Source organism: Gracilimonas qinghaiensis, from assembly GCF_046602855.1.
Lineage (GTDB): Bacteria > Bacteroidota > Rhodothermia > Balneolales > Balneolaceae > Gracilimonas.
In genome coordinates this window covers 195,181-212,939 of record NZ_JBKINJ010000002.1, presented here as the reverse complement: position 1 = coordinate 212,939, position 17,759 = coordinate 195,181, and the positions used below count along the sequence as shown (strand labels likewise).

Below are 17,759 nucleotides of genomic sequence, written 5' to 3'. Positions count from 1 at the left end.
AACATCAGGTATGTAGCAAAACTAGCCGGTGTTGTTTTCTTTGATCAAGCGAAGATCTCTTCATACTCGTTGGGAAGTTCTTTGAGAATATCTGCGATCTTACCTACCGAAATAAATTCCTTTGCAATTTGTCCGCACTCCTGAGTATACTTTATGGAGTCGTCAACTTTTAGATCGCATCGCGACCCAAATCGCTTGTAGAATGCATCCAAAGTATATCGTTCGGTAGAGGTATCTGCCAATACCAGATCGGCTAAGTCGGTGGGAAGCTGATCTGCGAAATTTTCCTGTTCTGTCTTTGAGACCCTCTCCCCAAGTGTTTTCAGGAAAGCTATGATGATCTCTTTTGCGCGTTCCTCACTTTTAATTTCTGTTCTCTCTACCAGCAATTGAGCAATTTCTTTAGTCTCCATATCTGAATTTATTTTTGATCTTGATCTGAGTTCAAGAATTATAACAGAATATGGCCCATGAGAATTCAAGCTGAAAATGATGTGATTTCAGTGATCGCCATTTTGCATAACTTCGGAATCAAACTCCATATTGCATATATTTAGATCATAATATTTACGCCGATTTAGTTAAAAGTAGATACTCATTGTGTCGGCTTCCCCAAAAACTGGACCAGTTAAAAGGGTAATTACCGTGTATCTAGAATAAGATCATAACTCAGTTAGTATAAGTGAGTAACTAAGGCTAATCCATTCTTAATCTCTCATTTCTATTCCTACGAGTATATCCTGCCTGTGCTTTCCCTTTTCATCAAACACCATTTCATCACGGTTTATAGTATAGACAACCTCACCCTTATACTTTAATTCAGCAGGAAGACTATTGACCCTCCACGTTTTCTTATATTTTCTTGATCTGACATTATAATAATCAGGGTACTCACCTGTCTCTTGAGTCTCTTTCATTCCACCCATCACTTGAGTAATCGATATTTCACTTTTCTGATCTTCTTCAGACATCATTAAACGGGTTTAAATTTTGATTGCTTAACATAACAAAATGATCTTGATATAAAGTATGGCAAATATTAGCATTTGCGCCGCACTACTAAAGGCTCAGCCAGGGGAATATCTTAGCGTATCTAATCTGTCCATTCTTACCGACTGTATGCAATATTGTCCATGTAGTGTGCCGTTTAGAAAACCAATACCTGCTCAACGCCGCCAAAACAGAAGTTAATCTGATGATGCCAGAGTATTCTTACTTTCCCCGACATTAAGTTATTAGTAATATGAGGTCATTCATCTCCTTTAACATCGACATCCCTGGTCTCTTTTTAATTGTTACAACTTGTTTCAACTGCCTGAAGATATACTCACTGTTACAACGGCAAAATTTTGGCTGGATTGAGTGTCCCTAGTTATACTGAATGTTTAGTGCACTACTAGATCCCTTTACGTCCCTCTTCTTAAATCGGATGTTATATTCCGTGCCTGATTCTCGATTAATATCAAGCTCAGCATTCAACTGGGAAGCAAAATTTTCAACAAATGTAAGACCTATAGAGCCTTTTAAATTAGGCCCAATATCTTCGGACAATCCTTGCCCTTTGTCGGCAATTCGCAGTACAACATCCCCGTCATACTCATTCAGTTCCAAGTCTATTATCCCTTTCACGCCGTCTGGGTAGGCATGCTTCCAGGCATTTTTAAGCAATTCATTGATTATCAGCCCTAACGGAATGGCCTGATTAACATTCAAAATAATGTCTTTGACCTTACTGGATAAGGTAATATTGTCTGTACGTCTGTATGTAGTTTTAATATTTTCAACGATGGTATTGATCACTTCCTCTAAAGCAACATGGGTTAGATCTTCTTTTTCGTACATGACCTCGTGAACCCGAGCCATTGTACGGATGCGCAGTATTGTATTCATTAACGCTTTTTCACTGTCTGTAACTCCGTCCTGAAGCGTCTCAAGCTGCATGATGCCTGATATAACGGCCAAATTATTTTTTACACGGTGATGTATTTCTGCAAGTAAAACGTCTTTTTCCTTTGAAGAGCGAGCCAATTTATACTGCGTCTCTTTCTGCTCCGATATATCTTGCCCGGTTCCGATCATGTATGTCTCGTTATCCATTTCAAAACTGGATATGCTGAATATGAAAGGGGCGGGAGGCCCATCTTTAACTATAACGTTTGCTTCAAACATTGCTTCTCCCCCTTCAAAAACGTGTTCAATATTATTTACAACCGTTTCCCGGTCTTCATTTTCAAAATAATCTTCGGGTTGCATTTGCTTTATTTCCTTATCTGAATAACCGGTAGTTCTTTTAATATTATCATTCCAGCGGATGAGCTCTCCCTTCTTATTGTACATAAAAAAGTTGACCGGAAGAGAATTGATAACCTTTTGATTGAATTTATTTTCCTGAAGCAACTGTTCTTTTAGCTGGTCTTGATTGACCCGAAGTCGTAAATGAGTTTCTACTTCATTTGCTAAAATTTGAAGTGATTCCAATTGCTGATCGGTAAGGGTTTTAGGGTCAGAATCATACACACAAGGCACCCAACGGATAATTATCTTCACTTTTTATTGGGATACCGGCATAAAATCGAAGGGGAGGCTCACCTGTAACCAAAGGATTGTCAACAAATCGTTCATCCAGAAGGGTATCCTCAACAACCATGGATTGATCTGCATTTTGTATAGCATGTGTACAGAATCCGACTTCTCGAGGCAATTCCGTAGCCCCCCAGCCTGTAGTAGCCTTGGCCCATTGCCTGTTATTAGTTATAAAATTTATTTGACCAACAGAAGTCCCGCAAACCTGAGCCGCCAGTTTGGTGAGGTTATCAAATGCTTTCTCAGCTTCTGTATCAAGAATATTATAATTTTGTAGAGCTTTTAATCTTTTCTTTTCAAAAATGTCCATTTAATGACTTCATTATGTATTAAAAATCTTTGCTATCTTTTTAAAAAAAATGGTAAGGCAATAACCCCGGGAAAACTAGTAGAGTAAATTCGCATTTGGATTTCTTTATGACTGGCTTAGATATTTGCTCTTACGATTGTTGTTAAACTGATTTTAAGCAAATGCAGTGGTTACCTCATTACATGAGGCGTTTGTAGCAAAATTCCCTCTTATCCATTTGACAATGTGCAATCTACTTTATGATTTTATTATTCTTTAAGGTCATATTGATCTATTTTAGAATATAACAACCTTCTGTTTATACCCAATAAATTTGCGGCTTTGGTTTTATTCCAATTTGTTCGTTGTAAGCCTTTCTGTATCAAATCTTTTTCCACCGACTCTAGAATTTTTTGCATTGGTATACTGCCCTCATCGGTGAATGAGTCATAAATGTTGGATAAATCTGACTTTAAAGAGATAGAGAGGTCTTTCTTCTCGAGTACTTTTCCATTCATTAAAATTGTTGCACGCTCTATTATATTTTCGAGCTCACGAACATTTCCAGGCCAATGATATGACTTTAAATATGTTAGAGCCTCAGGGGAAATTAGTAGGTTGGTATTTGGAGCATACTTCCTGAGAAAATATTTTGTTAAAGGATCAATGTCTTGAATACGTTCTCTTAGCGGGGGGATAGATATATTGAAAACGTTCAGCCTATAATAAAGATCCTCCCGAAAGTTACCATTCTTGACTTCTTTTTTGAGGTCTTTATTGGTTGCAGCAATAATTCTGGCATCCGTTTTAATTGTTTTTTCACTGCCAACTCTTTCAAAAGTGAAATGCTGAAGTACTCTAAGTAATTTGACCTGTGTAGATGGAGCAAGTGTGTTGACCTCATCAAGAAAAATGGTTCCCCCATCAGCTAATTCGAATCTACCTCGTCTTTGCTTATTTGCATCTGTAAAAGCGCCCGCTTCATGACCAAATAATTCACTTTCAAGGAGCGATTCGGGAAGTGCCCCGCAATTAACTTTAATAAACGGACCGTTTGCCTTATGCGAATGCCTGTGGATTGCATCAGCAATGACCTCTTTTCCTGATCCACTCTCACCTTCTATTAATACGGTAGTATCTTTAGAAGCAATTTTACCGACTAATTTGAGTACATCGCGCATTTTTTTACTGGTACCAACTATATGTTGTTCTACCGAAACCAGTCTGCTATTATCATCGTCGTTAGAATTTTTTTCTAATCTTAATACTTTTTTATGCTGGTTTATTGCCGAATCAATGACTTTAAGAAACTCATCTATATCAAAAGGTTTGTCCAAATAATCAAAAGCACCTGCTTTAATGGCTTCAATTGGTTTTTCGTTAGTTCCATAGGCTGTAAATACTATTACAGGTATTCTATTATCGATTTGCTTTAGGGATTTTAGAGCTTGTATACCAGTCATTTGCGGCATTTTAATATCCATTAAAACTACCATAGGGCTATGTTGTCTGGTTTTTTCAATAGCCTCTTCACCATTCGATGCAAGTATAACTGAGTAACCTTCAGTTTCGAGTAACTCAACGAGATTCAATCTCATGGAGGGTTCGTCGTCTGCAATTAATATTAAGTCTGATTTCATGTCCGAGTTATAATTCAATTAATTGGCAGCGTAATTTTTGTTATTGCACCGAGTGAAATGTCGATAGTGTTAGCTTGATCCCAAGAAGATTGATTAATTTCTTCTGTAATTGGATTAATGAATTCAATGCGTCCGTCATGAGCATTTACTATTTCATTACAAATCGAAAGCCCTAAACCAGTTCCATGTTCTTTTTTTGAAAAGAACGGTTCAAATATTCTGGGTTTTATATCATTACTAATACCCACTCCGAAATCCCTAACAATGATTTCAATTTTATTCCTGTCTTTTAATAATTTAGTGGTTATAATAATTTTGCAGTCTTTAGGTGAGGCCTCTATTGAATTTTTTAAAATATTTATGACTACATGATCAATAGCCTCTTCATCGACAAATATTTTTGGAATCTTGGTGTCAAAATCTGTGTGTATTTGTAGATTGTATTTAGGAAAGGCCTCAGATAACCGTTCTATGTTGCGTGATAACAACTCATGCATGTTGATATAGGTCTTTTGATTCTTTAAAGGTTTAGAAAAGAATAGAAGCCTCTTTATTAGAGAAGAAACTCGATCAACCTCATTATGAATTATGTTAAGTGATTGGGAAGTTATAATTGAACTATTTTTGTTATCATCTTTGGATTTTCTGAGCGCCCTCTCCCATATCTGTACCCTAGTTTTAATAATTGAAATAGGAGTGTTTATTTCATGGGCTGTACCAGCAATTAGATTGCCAAGGGTTGCCATTTTATCTTTTTGATAAAGTTCAGCTTGAAGTGCTTTTGCTCTTTCTTGTTCTTTTTGCTGGGTATCAGTCATCTCATTAATTGCCTTACTTATTACTCCAAATGCTCCTCTGTATTCTTTTAATCGATAATCGGAATCGTATTTCATTTTTGATAAACCCTCTTTGATATCTTTAATACGGGTTCGGAGCGTCCATACAATTAAAACAGTGATAAATAAGCCCAACAGGATTGCCCCTACCGTAAGAAAAAATGTACCACTCTGAATGCTTTGGGAGGTAGATAACTTGCGTTCTATGTGCGTACGTGCCCATGCGGCAGCTACTAATTCTCCATTTATATAAATAGGTTGAGTTGACAGCGGAAAAATTGCGGGGTCAAACTGGTGTAATTGCGTGATTAGTGAGTCTTCCTGAATTGTTTTTCTTGCCTGCTCTCTTATTATGTTATAAGATCGCGGAGGAGGGCCAAAAGCCGGCTTTGGATCTTCAATGGTTGGAAAGCTGTAGCCAATAAATTCATCTAACTCGTAGAAGTAAAATCCTCCTTCTAATCTGTGAAAATTGGAAAGTATTTGCTGTACAGAAACAGATAAAAGAGAATCAACGATACGCTCCTCCTGTTTCGTAATCTTATTTATTCCTGCTAAATAAGTATTCCATACAGGCTCAATATCGCTAGTGGTCTGTTGAGTTAATTTTCTAACCGCAGTTTGAGTGATATTTTTATTGTCTTCGATGATATCATCAGCAGATCTTAACACACCTTGGTATAAATAAAAGCTCAAAACAATCATGAATAATATCACGAAAGCGCCAACCAGCAATAATCTGGGGTTTTTGTTAAAAGAAAGAGACATATAACCTGTGATTAAATTCTACAACCAATAATAAATCTGCAGAAATGATGCCAAAAAGTAGATATATATTTTAATAGAGTATATAAAGCTATTTGTATACAAGAACCAAAGTATACTGTAATAAATCATTACAAAATGAGATGTAATGACACAGTGCATTTTAATTGGTTGCTATGTAAATGCCTTTAAACGGACTCTTTGTGTCTTGGCACAGTATTTGTCAAACGTAGATTATCACTTACTTCTCAGGTCATATAATTGTGTAAACCAAAACTTAATACCATATAATATGAAACCACGGATATTGAAAATGTTATCAGATTTCAGTACACCAAAATTAAGGACAACATGTGTTGTCATGTTTGTTTTTCTTGGTCTTTTTTCGGCGGATTTAACGGCTAACGAATTTGAAGATGACCTCCAAAATGCCACAATACACGGATCTGTAATAGATGCTCGTGATGGTGAGCCACTGGTTGGTGCAAACGTTTTTATTGAGGGTACGACAAAAGGAGCCTCAGTTGATACAAATGGAGAGTACGAAATTACAGGTTTAGAGGCTGGCACGTATAATCTTATTGCACGCTTTATTGGTTATCGAAATGTTATTCAAGAAGTAACAGTTGGCTCAGATGAAAGAGTTGAGATTAATTTTGAGCTTAGAAGAGAAGCTATTGGCCTGGATGATATAGTGATTACAGCTACAGGCGAAACAAGAGCAAGAGAAATTGGGACAAGTCTATCTCGTTTAAACTCTAGTGATTTTGAATCTGCTTCAGTGAATAATGCTCAAGATATTTTAACTGGTAGTGTGCCTGGCGTTACAGTATTAGCAAATTCAGGTAATCCCGGTGCAGGTGGAACAATTCGCTTGAGGGGTAACAACAGTATATCTCAAAATAATAATCCAATCATTTATGTGGATGGAATTCGAATAAGTAGTGACGACACGCCAACACATCAGGCTTCACGTCAATCAGCATCTCCACTTAATGATATTAACCCCAATGATATAGTTAGTATTGATATAGTGAAGGGTGCTGCAGCCACAACGTTATATGGTACAGAAGCCTCAGGAGGGGTAATTAGAATTACCACAAGGCAAGGCCAATCAGGAAAAACAGATTGGAATGCTTCAGTGACTACTGGAATTAACAACATGGGGCACTTTGGTCCTGAAGATGATAATCCGGCAGGTTTGTTTGTAGGTGAATGTAGAGGCGAAAATTTACAGACTTATGATGGGACCCGATTTGAGGATGCAAGTTGTCCTAGTAGTGGTTCTTGGTTACAGAATGGTATGGTTCAAAGATATGGTCTGAACGTTTCAAGTGGTGTTGAAAATTTCACTTACTATATCTCAGGTCAGTTTGAAGATGAAGAAGGTGTAATAAATGGTGGTGGTGGAACTCAAGGAGTGGGTTTTAGAGGAAACTTCAGGTTCACTCCACTGGAAGACGTTACCATCACATACAATTCTTTTTATAATCGAAATAATACCGATTGGATACCTTCGGGTAACAACGGTGATGGTTTTGTACTTAATGTTACACGTGGACCTGGAGGAAACTTTTCAGGAGCTTCAGGTTGTGATGACCCAAGTGTGATATGTGTTAATAATGGTGAAATTTTAGAAAGTGATAATAACAGCTTCAGAGAACATTATATCAATAGTTTGGTACTTGAGTCAACAAAAGGCGAGGGACTGAGTAATAGGTTAACTGTTGGCTATGATTACAATACTTCTGAGCTGGAATCCACCCAATACTTTGGATATTCCAGAACACCACAAGGACAACAAAGTATAACCGATTGGAATAAGTCTGTACTATCTCTTGAATATCTTGGTACTCTGGATAAACAATTAAGTCAAAGTGTGGGACTTAAACTGAATTGGGGTGGACAACTATTTAATGAAAAAACTGAAACTACAGATCTATTTTCAGAAGGCTTTTCCGGACCACAGGAACCGACTCTTATTTCAGGAGCAAGGACAAATATAAGCGGCGATACTAGAATTACTGTTGCTACTGGTGGTGTATTTACCCAAGCTGCGTTTGACCTAAATGACCAACTATTTTTAACAGGGGGTGTTAGAGTGGATGGTCACTCGGCCTTTGGTGATGATTATGGCTTACAAGTTTACCCTAAAGTAAGTTTGTCTTATGTCGTTTCAGATTATGATTTCTGGCCAACTGATTGGTGGAATACATTACGACTAAGGGCAGCTGTAGGTCAATCCGGACAGGCTCCAGGAGCTTTTGATGCTGTTAGAACATGGCGACCTATTGCCGGAGAAAATGGACAACCCGGGTTTACGCCAAATCAAATTGGTAATCCTGACTTAGGTCCCGAGACTAGTACTGAATTTGAAACGGGATTCATGGCCAGTTTCTTAGACGGAAGGGTTTCAACTGATTTTACTTATTACAATCAAACTACTTCTGATGCTTTAATTCCCGTACCGGCTGTTGCATCACAAGGATTTATTTCCTCACAGGTTCAAAACATTGGAGAAATCAAAAACTCAGGTGTTGAAATGGAATTAAACCTGAATGTAGTTAACAACTCAAACCTTGCTTGGGATATCAATGCGGGATTCTCTAAGGAGAAAAATGAGGCTGTTGATTTGGGAAATACTGAATCAATTACCGTTGCATATTTTGCAAGAACGGAAATCAAGGAAGGCTATCCTGTACCCTCTGTATTTGGAGCGAAAATTACGAATCCTGATGAGATTGCTGATCCAGAATATGCAGAAGATCAATACTATGGTCCTTCCTATCCTAACAAATCATTTACGTTAGGTACCACATTAAGATTACTGGATGGTGTAGTAATTGATGCACTGGGTGAATTCAAGTATGGTGGATACATGGTTAATGCTACTGCCTATCAAAATGTAAGAAGAGGTGTGTGGCCGCCGTGTTATGACTTGCAAAACCAAGATGTTAATACCCTTACTGCAAGCCAAAGAGCAAAATGTGCGCTTAACTCAGGAAGCGTCTCACCAAGATATGATCACTGGATTGAGTCAACTGACTTTTTCAAATTAAGACATGTTTCAGTGTCATATAATCTTCCTGAAACCTGGATGGTTGGTGGGGTTAAAAATGCTACAATTCGTTTAGCTGCCCGTAACCTCTTAACTATCACAGACTATTCTGGAACCGATCCTGAATTAGATGATTACCGTAATCTTTTGGCAAGAAGAGATTATTACGCGATGCCTACTTATAGGTCATTCTTGGCAACCCTAAACTTTTCATTTTAATCATGAAAATTGAAAAGAAAATTAAACATTCAAAAGAGCCAATGATTATGAAGAAGCTACTTTCAATATTTACAATTCTAATATTTATATACAGTTGCGATGTCGAAAATCCGGGTCCTATTGCCGAAAGTGCACTAAACACTCCAAGTGCTGTTCCCGGCTTAGTAGTTGGGATGTCTGCCGACTTATCCTTTGCCTATCGTACGACAACGAGATGGGGAAGTGTGTGGGCAGATGAATTAACACATAGTGGTACCTTTTCAGCACCAACAATTTTTAGTACCGGTTCTATATACAGTGAAGATATAAACCCGTGGTGGGAAGATGCTCAACGGGCAAGATGGGTTGCTGAAAATGGTATTGAAAGAATTAGAGAGACACTTGGTAACGAATTTGATTCAAATGAGTATGTTGCCAAAGCACATCTTTACGCCGGGTATTCAAACAGAATGCTAGGGGAAAATGTTTGCTTCGCTGTTATCGATGGTGGTCCCCGTGAGGATTACACGGTTCATTTTGAAAGAGCTGAAAGTTACTTCACGGATGCTATTACAATTGCAACAAACTTGAATGACCAAAACCTGTTAAATGCTGCTATTGCAGGTCGGGCTTCCGCTCGGGCAGCTTTAGGAGATTGGGTAGGTGCAGCAGCTGATGCTGAAGATGTACCTGTCGAATATAGATTTGAAGCTATTTATTCTACAAATAGTGGAAGAGAAAATAATGACTGGCCTCCCAATACAATCAATAGAGGAGAATACAGTGTTTTTGGGACACAGTGGGAAGGGTTAAATGACCCGAGGTTACCTCAACAAGTAATCTATGATGCTAGTAATGATACTGCAACTGCCGCAAACGGTACTACGCCATGGATTACCCAATTGAAATATGAGAGTGATGCTGATAATATTGCTCTATCGAAGGGAACGGAAATGCTACTTATAAGAGCTGAGATGGAATTAAGAGAAAATCAAGATTTCAATACAGCTATGGGCTACATCAACCAAGGAAGAAATTACCATGGCTTGGGTGCTTTAACTGCAAACGATATAGCAGAGGCCTGGGGACATCTCCAAGATGAGCGCGGAAAAGATATGTGGCTTGAAGGCCGTAGATTTTTCGACTTAAGAAGATGGAATGATGAAACCGGTGCAGCCAACAATACTTTTCTTGATGGAAGAGATAAATGTGTTCCAATAGGTCAAAGTGAATTGGAAATGAATCCAAATCTCTAATCCGGTAAAATTACAACCCCAAAAGGCAAGCAGGCAAAGTAGTTTAGTTATGCTTCTTTTGGGGTTTTCTATTTAAAAAACTAATCACTATCCCCGATTTCATGAAAAGACGAGATCATATTATTACCAGTAAAATCTATTTATGGCTGTCCTTGGCTGCTTTAATTTTAATTACGGCCTGTAATACCAATTCGGATGCAATTACACCGACGGGAAAAGCCGATCGGGGAAAAAGGTTGGTTGCAGATAACGCAATGGTCAGTTCAGCTCATCCATTAGCCAGTGAAGCCGGTTTGAAGATGTTAAAAGAGGGCGGTAATGCCGTTGACGCTGCAGTAGCCACAGCCTTTGCCCTTAATGTCGTAGAACCAAATATGTCCGGTATTGGCGGCGGGGGCAGCATGTTGATTTGGAATCAACAAAAAAAAGAAACCGATTATGTAGATTTCTATACAGCAAAACGAGCTGAAACCTATAAAGACATTAATTATGATGAGATTGATGAGGAAGAATCCAATCTGCTTTCAGTTGGTATTCCGGGAAGCGTAGATGGTCTATTACAGGCATTAGAAAAACATGGAACTATGAGTCGTGAACAGGTAATGGCTCCGGCTATAAAATATGCAAAGGAAGGTTTCCCGATATATCTAACACTGGCCCAATTCATTCTTGAAAATGAAGAGAAGCTAAAACGGTTTGAGGGAGCATCAAAGACATTTTTTCCTAATGATAAGCCGTTGGCTGTAGGACAGATTTTAAAGCAACCCGAATTAGCTCAAACCCTGCAAAATATTTCTCAGAGTGGATCCTCTGCTTTTTATGAAGGTGACAATGTTAAGGATATAATTTCATTATTAAATGCTCATGGAAATCCAGTCTCTGAGGTTGATTTTAGTGAGTATGAACCGCAATGGGATAAACCTGCTTTATGCGGTGGCTATCATGATTATAAAGTATTGTCTGCTCCATTACCTCAAACCGGTCTTTATATTGTTCAGGCACTCAATATTCTAGAAGATTATGAGCTAAATGAGATAGGTTTACCTACAGTTTCGCCAAAAGCTTTCGATATCTTGAGCTCTGCTATGAGAACAAGTATTGCAGATAGGGTTGAGTATGTAAGTGACCCTAACTGGGAAGAAATACCAATTCTGGGACTGATCTCAGATGAGTACACTGACCAGAGAAAGAAACTGGTAGGAACCGGTATGGCGGCTGAAGAGGTTACTCACGGAGATCCGCCTCAAATATTTGCGAATGACAGTGAGACTGGCTGCAGTACCATTAAGTTTGCCAGTAACTCAACAATGATTAGTACAGAAAGTAATGACTTTGGCTATGTGGTATCAAATGATTTAGATAGGGACTATGATGAAACTGAAGGGCAAGGTGAAACCACACATATATCAGTGGTGGATGCAAGCGGAAATGCAGTCTCTCTTTCTACAACATTAAGCCATGTGTTTGGATCCGGTGCTTGGGTAAACGGGTTTATGTTAAATAACTCTGGATATAATTTCTCTTATCATGAAACTGAGGAAGATTGGGAATCGGATCATGCTTATCGTATTCGATCTTCAACTATTTCACCTACCATAATCCTAAATAAAAATGATGAGGTAAGATTGGTAATAGGGGCTCCCGGTGGAGGCAGAATACCAACAGCTGTTTTACAAAACATTATTTATATACTTGAATACAATCTGGATCCACTTGATGCTATTAAAATGCCCAGGATATTTCCTGATAGGGAAAGCACTGAGGTGCAAATTGAGAAAGGGTTTGATCTAAATATTCTTGATGAGGTTAGAGAAATGGGTTATGATATTCAATCCTTATCTCAAGGATATGCAAGATTATATCTTGTATCTAAAGAAAATGGAAAGTTGATTGGTGTAGCTGATCCGAGACATGATGGCGAGGTAAGAGGGTATTAACTTTTACTTGATCAACTATATCCCTTATAATTTATATACTTTCAAACATTTCAAAAGAGTCAGTAATGTCAGATAAAATTTTACCAATTGTAGGCAAACCGTTTTCATTGGTTTTTATAATTATGGTGGTGTGTTCTATTCAAATAACCGCACAGCACATTCCTCAGCCTTCAGATGTATTTGGGTTTGAGGTCGGCGCCGATTATAAATTGGCGGATTATGACCAAATGCTGGAATACTATGATCAATTAGATAAGGCCAGTGACCGTGTGAAGAAAATCACCATCGGTGAATCCGTATTGGGACGGCCAATGCTCCTGTTGTTTATCTCAAGCAGGGAAAACCTTGAGAACATGGAAAAATACCGGGAAATCAGTAAAAAACTTTCCCGAGCCAGAATAGATAACAAAGAGGCTCTTCAAATAGCAGAAGATGGTAAGGCCATTGTTTGGATTGATGGAGGAATGCATGCCACTGAACTTGCACACGGGCAAATGACTTCTGAATTAGCATACCGAATTGCTACTGAAGAATCACCCGAGATGCAAAATATCCGAGAAAATGTCATTACTTTACTGATGCCAGTCATGAACCCTGACGGTTTGGACATTGTAGGAAGCTGGTATAATAGTAATCTGGGTACTCCTTTTGAGACTACCGGCCCGCCATGGTTATATCATCATTATGTAGGACATGACAACAACCGTGATTGGTTTATGAATAATATGCCTGAGACCTATCATGTGAATGAGATGCTATACAATGAGTGGTATCCTCAAATTGTTTACAACCATCATCAAACAGCACCTTCTTGGGCACGCATCTTTTTACCACCATTTTCAGACCCTGTAAACCCCAATATTCATCCGGGTATAACTACGGGAGTCAATCAGGTGGGCGCTGCTATGGCACAGAGATTTGCTCTTGAAGGCAAACCAGGTGTAGTATCTGATAACAGCTATACCATGTTTTGGAACGGTGGAGGACGCACGACTCCGTACTACCATAATCAGATTGGCTTACTAACGGAAACGGCTCATGCTACGCCAACACCACGATTTTACGATCCTGAAACTATGCCTGAAACTATAGGCAGCGGTATTCCTACTGACGGTACAGATATTTTCTATCCTGATCCCTGGAAAGGAGGAGCGTCTCATTTCCGCGATGCGGTTGATTATATGTTAACAGGCTCAATGGCGGTGCTGGATTTGGCAGCAGAACGCAAGAGTCAGTTTCTACATAATATATATAAGATGGGTCGTGATGCTATTGAAGCAGGAGAGTCAGGAGATCCTTTTGCATATATTATCCCGAAAGACCAATGGGATAATGGTGAGGCCATTGAATTGATAAATATTTTAAAACAAGGTGGCGTTGAAATCCACCAGGCAGAGAGATCGTTCACAGCCGGTGAAAAACAATATCCTGCAGGTTCTTTTGTGATAAAAGCAGCTCAAGCATACCGTCCATTTGTGATGGACATGATGGAGCCTCAAAATTATCCTACCAGGCTTCAGTATCCAGGTGGTCCGCCAGATCCTCCTTACGATTTAGCCGGTTGGACATTACCCATGCAGATGGGAGTGGAAGTGGATCGCATCAATGAATCTTTTGAATTTAGGGAGAGAGCTGTTAACGATTTTGTGGAGCCGGAAGCAGGAGAAATTGATGGCAATGCAGGCTACGGGTTTGTGCTTTCGCCCAAACCAAATGCTGGGGTGAAGGCCATGAACAGGCTTTTGGGAGCTGGTGAGAAAGTTTATCGCGCTCAATCAGGATTCGGCAGCAGGGACAATCAATTTGAAGCCGGATCCATCATTATTGAAAATCAGAATAATACAGAAGAAGCCATTAAGAATATGGCAAGAATGTACGGGCTTGAATTCACCGGTATTTCATCCGAACCCAATGTGGATTTATATGAGGTGAAACGGCCAAAAGTTGGGCTTTATAAATCCTGGGTGGCAAATATGGACGAAGGCTGGACTCGATGGGTATTGGAGAAATATGAATTTGATGTCGACACACTTCATGATAGTGATTTAGTGGAGAGGGATCTTTCACAATATCACTCAATCATTATTCCAGATCAAAGCCCCAGCAGAATTCTAAATGGACATTTGGAGGGAACAATGCCTGAAGAGTATACAGGTGGTATGGGTCTGGAAGGTGCATTGAGACTTCAGAAATACGTGAAAAATGGTGGGACTTTACTCGCTTTTGATTCTGCCAGTGATTTTGTGATCAATCAGTTTGGTTTGCCCGTGAAAAACGTTGTAGCCAATCTTTCAAGTACAACATTCTTTATTCCCGGTTCACTTATCAGGGCGCATGTTTCAAATGATAAACCGATAGCCAATGGGGTACAGTCTGAAGTGGCAACCTCATTCTCTCAAAGCCGGGCATTTGAAATTATTAGGATTGACCGTGAAGGAGAGGGTGGAACAGAAGACATCAAAGAAGCCCCGGCTCTGCCGATCGATATTGTAGTGCGATATGCTGAAGATGACTTGCTTATGAGCGGCTGGGCGCTGGGAGAAAAAGAATACCTGAGTGGAAAGGCAGCTTTGATGGATGTGAAATACGGTGAAGGAAATGTAGTTCTTTATGGTTTCCGTCCACAATTCAGAGGGCAACCCCACGGCACCTATAAACTGATATTCAATCCTATCTTTTTGAGTACAGTAGATTAAAAGAGATAAACACGTTAGATAAAAAACCGTTTCAAATGAGCTGAAGCGGTTTTTTAGTATAATAAAAGCCTGAGTGAATAAAATTCACAAACCGATATTAAGTGGCCTGGTTTTATAGCCTAGAACGGCTTTAAGGGGTGTGTTTGATTTTTAGGCAGCCAAATTTGTACCAATTATGATTTCTAAGGATAAAAGTGCGGGTTGTAATCGAAGATCACCGACTTAAACAGTATAAGATGGTCTTCCCAGGAGTTTTATATCGATTATTTAAAAAGGCCTTTATGCAAGCCTATTAAACGAATTAAGGCAATAGTGAATATGTTATAAGAAATAGTGAAGGTATAATTGTTAACCTATTTAGGTTTAATGGTCTATTGATCATTTAGCCTAAAATAAATGGAGGAGTTGTTATGAAACGAGTAGAGAATAAAGTTATAATTGTCACAGGAGCAGCGTCAGGAATCGGTAAGAAAACATCGCAGGTTTTAGCTTCTGAAGGCGCTAAAGTTGCTATAACGGATATTCAGGATGATGCAGGTCAGGAAGCCGTCGAGGAAATTACAAACAATGGCGGTACAGCAAAATATTGGCATATGGATACTACAAATGAAGAAGAGGTTAAAAATACCTTTGCAGCTATTGAAGATAAATTTGGTTCTATTGATGGCCTGGTTAACAATGCCGGGGTGGAAGGTGTGGATAAGCCAACCCATGAAGTCACTATGGAGGAATGGCAAGAAGTTATAGATGTAAATGTCAATGGTGTTTTTCTATGCACCAAGTATGCCATTCCGGCGATGAAAAAGGCTGGCAGCGGAAGTATCATAAATTTATCGTCTATCTATGGATTAGTAGGCGCAGCTGATCTGCCGCCTTATCATGCATCCAAGGGAGCCGTCCATTTAATGACTAAAAACGATGCGTTATTTTATGCTAAGGATAAGATCCGCGTAAACTCAGTACATCCCGGTTTTATTTGGACTTCATTGGTGGAAAGAGTTGCTGAAGAAAAGGAAGGAGTAACAGTCGAAGAATTTCGCGAAGAACTTGCAGCGGCACATCCGATTGGCCATGTAGGGGAACCGGAAGATATCGCCAACGGAATTCTTTACTTGGCTTCCGATGAATCAAAGTTTGTTACTGGAAGTGCACTGGTTATTGATGGTGGTTATACTGCACAGTAATCAATAATGTTAATCTAAGATCAAACAGTCTGCAATTTTGCAGGCTGTTTTCTTATCAGGAATTACCTGAAAAGAGTAAGATTATATTATTATAGATGGACGTATCGTTTCTGATCGTAATAAATAGTTGGGTCTTCACTCATTTTTTTCACGATCAGTATTCTATGCAGATTCAGTTATGCAATTGTATCAAAGTCTTATCAATTCCAGAATCATGAGCCAGCTGATGAACAGGCTCTCTGTCCCGTAATGATCTATGAATGGAGAAATGACTGCTGGAAAAGTTAAACGTTCAGTATAAAAAAACAGACAATCGTTTATGAATAGTGGGCAGTATACTTGAGCATTAATTGGTGTGCTGAATACGTTAAAGCTAGTTGTTATCCAAGAAATCAAAGATGCCGGAGAAATCCTCCCGGCCCCGTTCATCACTTTTTGCTTGTCCGAACAATTCCTTGGTAATATTGTTGAGGAATAATGGGTGATCTTGTTCATATGCTGAAAGAGAAGCCAGGTGCAAGTCTTTATGCATCAGCTCAAGAGGGAATTGTGTTTCCTGATCACCATTTTTGATCATTTTAGCTTTGGCCTTTAGAAAAGGGGCTGATACAGGAAGATCAGGAAGGGTATCCAATAAGAAATCTTTTGAAAGTCCCATTTTCTTCCCCAAAAGAACGGTCTCAGAAAAAGAAACCATTGCAACGGCTAATAAAGAATTTACAAGCATCTTCATGGCAGTCCCTTTTCCCGTTTCTCCGACATGAACGACTTTTGTGCCCATATGCTCGATCAGTGGTCGCGTTTCTTTCACGTCAGATGGATCTCCACCTATCAAGAAGGTCAGTTCTCCATTTTCTGCCGGACCTTTGCTTCCTGCAACGGGAGCGTCCATGAATCGTAGGTTATATTTTTCAGCTTCATCCGCTTCTTTTAGAGAAAAAGAAGGGTTTACAGTTGTACAATCAACCCACAGAGCTTGCTCCTTCATGGAGGATAGAAACCCGTTTTCTCCAAAAGCTACTTGTTCAATCGCAGCGGGGTCTGAAACCATGGTGAATACAATATCAGATTGTTCAACCGCATCTTCAAGAGATCTTGCGCCATTGGCTCCGGCTTCAATCAAAGGGTCCATGGCAGAGCTGGTTCGATTATAAATTGTCAGGTTCACATTATTCTTTTGAAGATTCTTTGCCATACGGCTTCCCATGATCCCTAACCCGATAAACGTAACTTTTTTGTCCATAACTGCAATTAAGTTTGTTTTGATTGGTACTTAAATTATTCAACAAGCGAAAATGTCTGCTGATTCCATTTTGG

12 protein-coding genes are annotated in these 17,759 nt (G+C 39.1%); 5 read left to right on the top strand and 7 right to left on the bottom strand.

Annotation, left to right across the window (positions count from 1 at the left end; all coding sequences use genetic code 11):
• Positions 1-44: 44 nt before the first annotated feature.
• From ACKGJO_RS10875 to ACKGJO_RS10850, 6 genes are all read right to left on the bottom strand, one after another.
• Positions 45-413, bottom strand: a complete 369-nt coding sequence (locus tag ACKGJO_RS10875; RefSeq protein ID WP_411323467.1) for a DUF2267 domain-containing protein — start codon at positions 411-413, stop codon at positions 45-47.
• Positions 414-707: 294 nt separating this feature from the next.
• Complete coding sequence (locus tag ACKGJO_RS10870) at positions 708-974, bottom strand: hypothetical protein (protein WP_411323466.1); 267 nt, start codon at positions 972-974, stop codon at positions 708-710.
• A 394-nt stretch (positions 975-1,368) separates the two neighbouring features.
• Positions 1,369-2,547, bottom strand: a complete 1,179-nt coding sequence (locus tag ACKGJO_RS10865; RefSeq protein WP_411323465.1) for a PAS domain-containing sensor histidine kinase — start codon at positions 2,545-2,547, stop codon at positions 1,369-1,371.
• Complete coding sequence (locus ACKGJO_RS10860; protein ID WP_411323464.1) at positions 2,510-2,893, bottom strand: GAF domain-containing protein; 384 nt, start codon at positions 2,891-2,893, stop codon at positions 2,510-2,512. Before ACKGJO_RS10860 ends, ACKGJO_RS10865 begins: the two co-directional genes overlap by 38 nt.
• A gap of 248 nt (positions 2,894-3,141) precedes the next feature.
• The gene (locus tag ACKGJO_RS10855) at positions 3,142-4,512 is read right to left on the bottom strand and encodes a sigma-54-dependent transcriptional regulator (RefSeq protein WP_411323463.1); all 1,371 of its coding nucleotides are present in this window, start codon (positions 4,510-4,512) and stop codon (positions 3,142-3,144) included.
• Between the two features lie 14 nt (positions 4,513-4,526).
• Positions 4,527-6,116, bottom strand: coding sequence for an ATP-binding protein (locus tag ACKGJO_RS10850; protein WP_411323462.1), 1,590 nt, complete (start codon positions 6,114-6,116; stop codon positions 4,527-4,529).
• Positions 6,117-6,474: 358 nt separating this feature from the next.
• Between ACKGJO_RS10850 and ACKGJO_RS10845 the strand changes: the two genes are divergently transcribed.
• From ACKGJO_RS10845 to ACKGJO_RS10825, 5 genes are all read left to right on the top strand, one after another.
• Positions 6,475-9,390 carry a SusC/RagA family TonB-linked outer membrane protein gene (locus ACKGJO_RS10845; protein WP_411323461.1) on the top strand — a complete coding sequence of 972 codons (2,916 nt, stop codon included), beginning with the start codon at positions 6,475-6,477 and terminating at the stop codon, positions 9,388-9,390.
• Between the two features lie 47 nt (positions 9,391-9,437).
• Positions 9,438-10,625, top strand: coding sequence for a RagB/SusD family nutrient uptake outer membrane protein (locus ACKGJO_RS10840; protein WP_411323460.1), 1,188 nt, complete (start codon positions 9,438-9,440; stop codon positions 10,623-10,625).
• Positions 10,626-10,726: 101 nt separating this feature from the next.
• A complete protein-coding gene (ggt, locus tag ACKGJO_RS10835; protein WP_411323459.1) occupies positions 10,727-12,562 on the top strand; it encodes a gamma-glutamyltransferase in 1,836 nt (611 codons plus the stop codon).
• Between the two features lie 65 nt (positions 12,563-12,627).
• The gene (locus tag ACKGJO_RS10830; RefSeq protein WP_411323458.1) at positions 12,628-15,258 is read left to right on the top strand and encodes a M14 family metallopeptidase; all 2,631 of its coding nucleotides are present in this window, start codon (positions 12,628-12,630) and stop codon (positions 15,256-15,258) included.
• 410 nt (positions 15,259-15,668) lie between these two features.
• Positions 15,669-16,442 (top strand): SDR family NAD(P)-dependent oxidoreductase, encoded by a 774-nt coding sequence (locus ACKGJO_RS10825; RefSeq protein WP_411323457.1) that lies wholly within the window; start codon positions 15,669-15,671, stop codon positions 16,440-16,442.
• 373 nt (positions 16,443-16,815) lie between these two features.
• On the opposite strand, the gene ACKGJO_RS10820 is transcribed toward ACKGJO_RS10825, so the two are convergent.
• The gene (locus tag ACKGJO_RS10820; RefSeq protein WP_411323456.1) at positions 16,816-17,685 is read right to left on the bottom strand and encodes an NAD(P)-dependent oxidoreductase; all 870 of its coding nucleotides are present in this window, start codon (positions 17,683-17,685) and stop codon (positions 16,816-16,818) included.
• Between the last annotated feature and the right edge of the window lie 74 nt (positions 17,686-17,759).

What these genes read in the sequence shown, in the direction of transcription:
- ACKGJO_RS10860 (WP_411323464.1), bottom strand. Translation starts at nt 2,893, where the DNA reads ATGGACATTTTTGAAAAGAAAAGATTAAAAGCTCTACAAAATTATAAT.
- ggt (WP_411323459.1), top strand. Translation starts at nt 10,727, where the DNA reads ATGAAAAGACGAGATCATATTATTACCAGTAAAATCTATTTATGGCTG.
- ACKGJO_RS10830 (WP_411323458.1), top strand. Translation starts at nt 12,628, where the DNA reads ATGTCAGATAAAATTTTACCAATTGTAGGCAAACCGTTTTCATTGGTT.
- ACKGJO_RS10850 (WP_411323462.1), bottom strand. Translation starts at nt 6,116, where the DNA reads ATGTCTCTTTCTTTTAACAAAAACCCCAGATTATTGCTGGTTGGCGCT.
- ACKGJO_RS10820 (WP_411323456.1), bottom strand. Translation starts at nt 17,685, where the DNA reads ATGGACAAAAAAGTTACGTTTATCGGGTTAGGGATCATGGGAAGCCGT.
- ACKGJO_RS10825 (WP_411323457.1), top strand. Translation starts at nt 15,669, where the DNA reads ATGAAACGAGTAGAGAATAAAGTTATAATTGTCACAGGAGCAGCGTCA.
- ACKGJO_RS10870 (WP_411323466.1), bottom strand. Translation starts at nt 974, where the DNA reads ATGATGTCTGAAGAAGATCAGAAAAGTGAAATATCGATTACTCAAGTG.
- ACKGJO_RS10875 (WP_411323467.1), bottom strand. Translation starts at nt 413, where the DNA reads ATGGAGACTAAAGAAATTGCTCAATTGCTGGTAGAGAGAACAGAAATT.
- ACKGJO_RS10855 (WP_411323463.1), bottom strand. Translation starts at nt 4,512, where the DNA reads ATGAAATCAGACTTAATATTAATTGCAGACGACGAACCCTCCATGAGA.
- ACKGJO_RS10840 (WP_411323460.1), top strand. Translation starts at nt 9,438, where the DNA reads ATGAAGAAGCTACTTTCAATATTTACAATTCTAATATTTATATACAGT.
- ACKGJO_RS10845 (WP_411323461.1), top strand. Translation starts at nt 6,475, where the DNA reads ATGTTTGTTTTTCTTGGTCTTTTTTCGGCGGATTTAACGGCTAACGAA.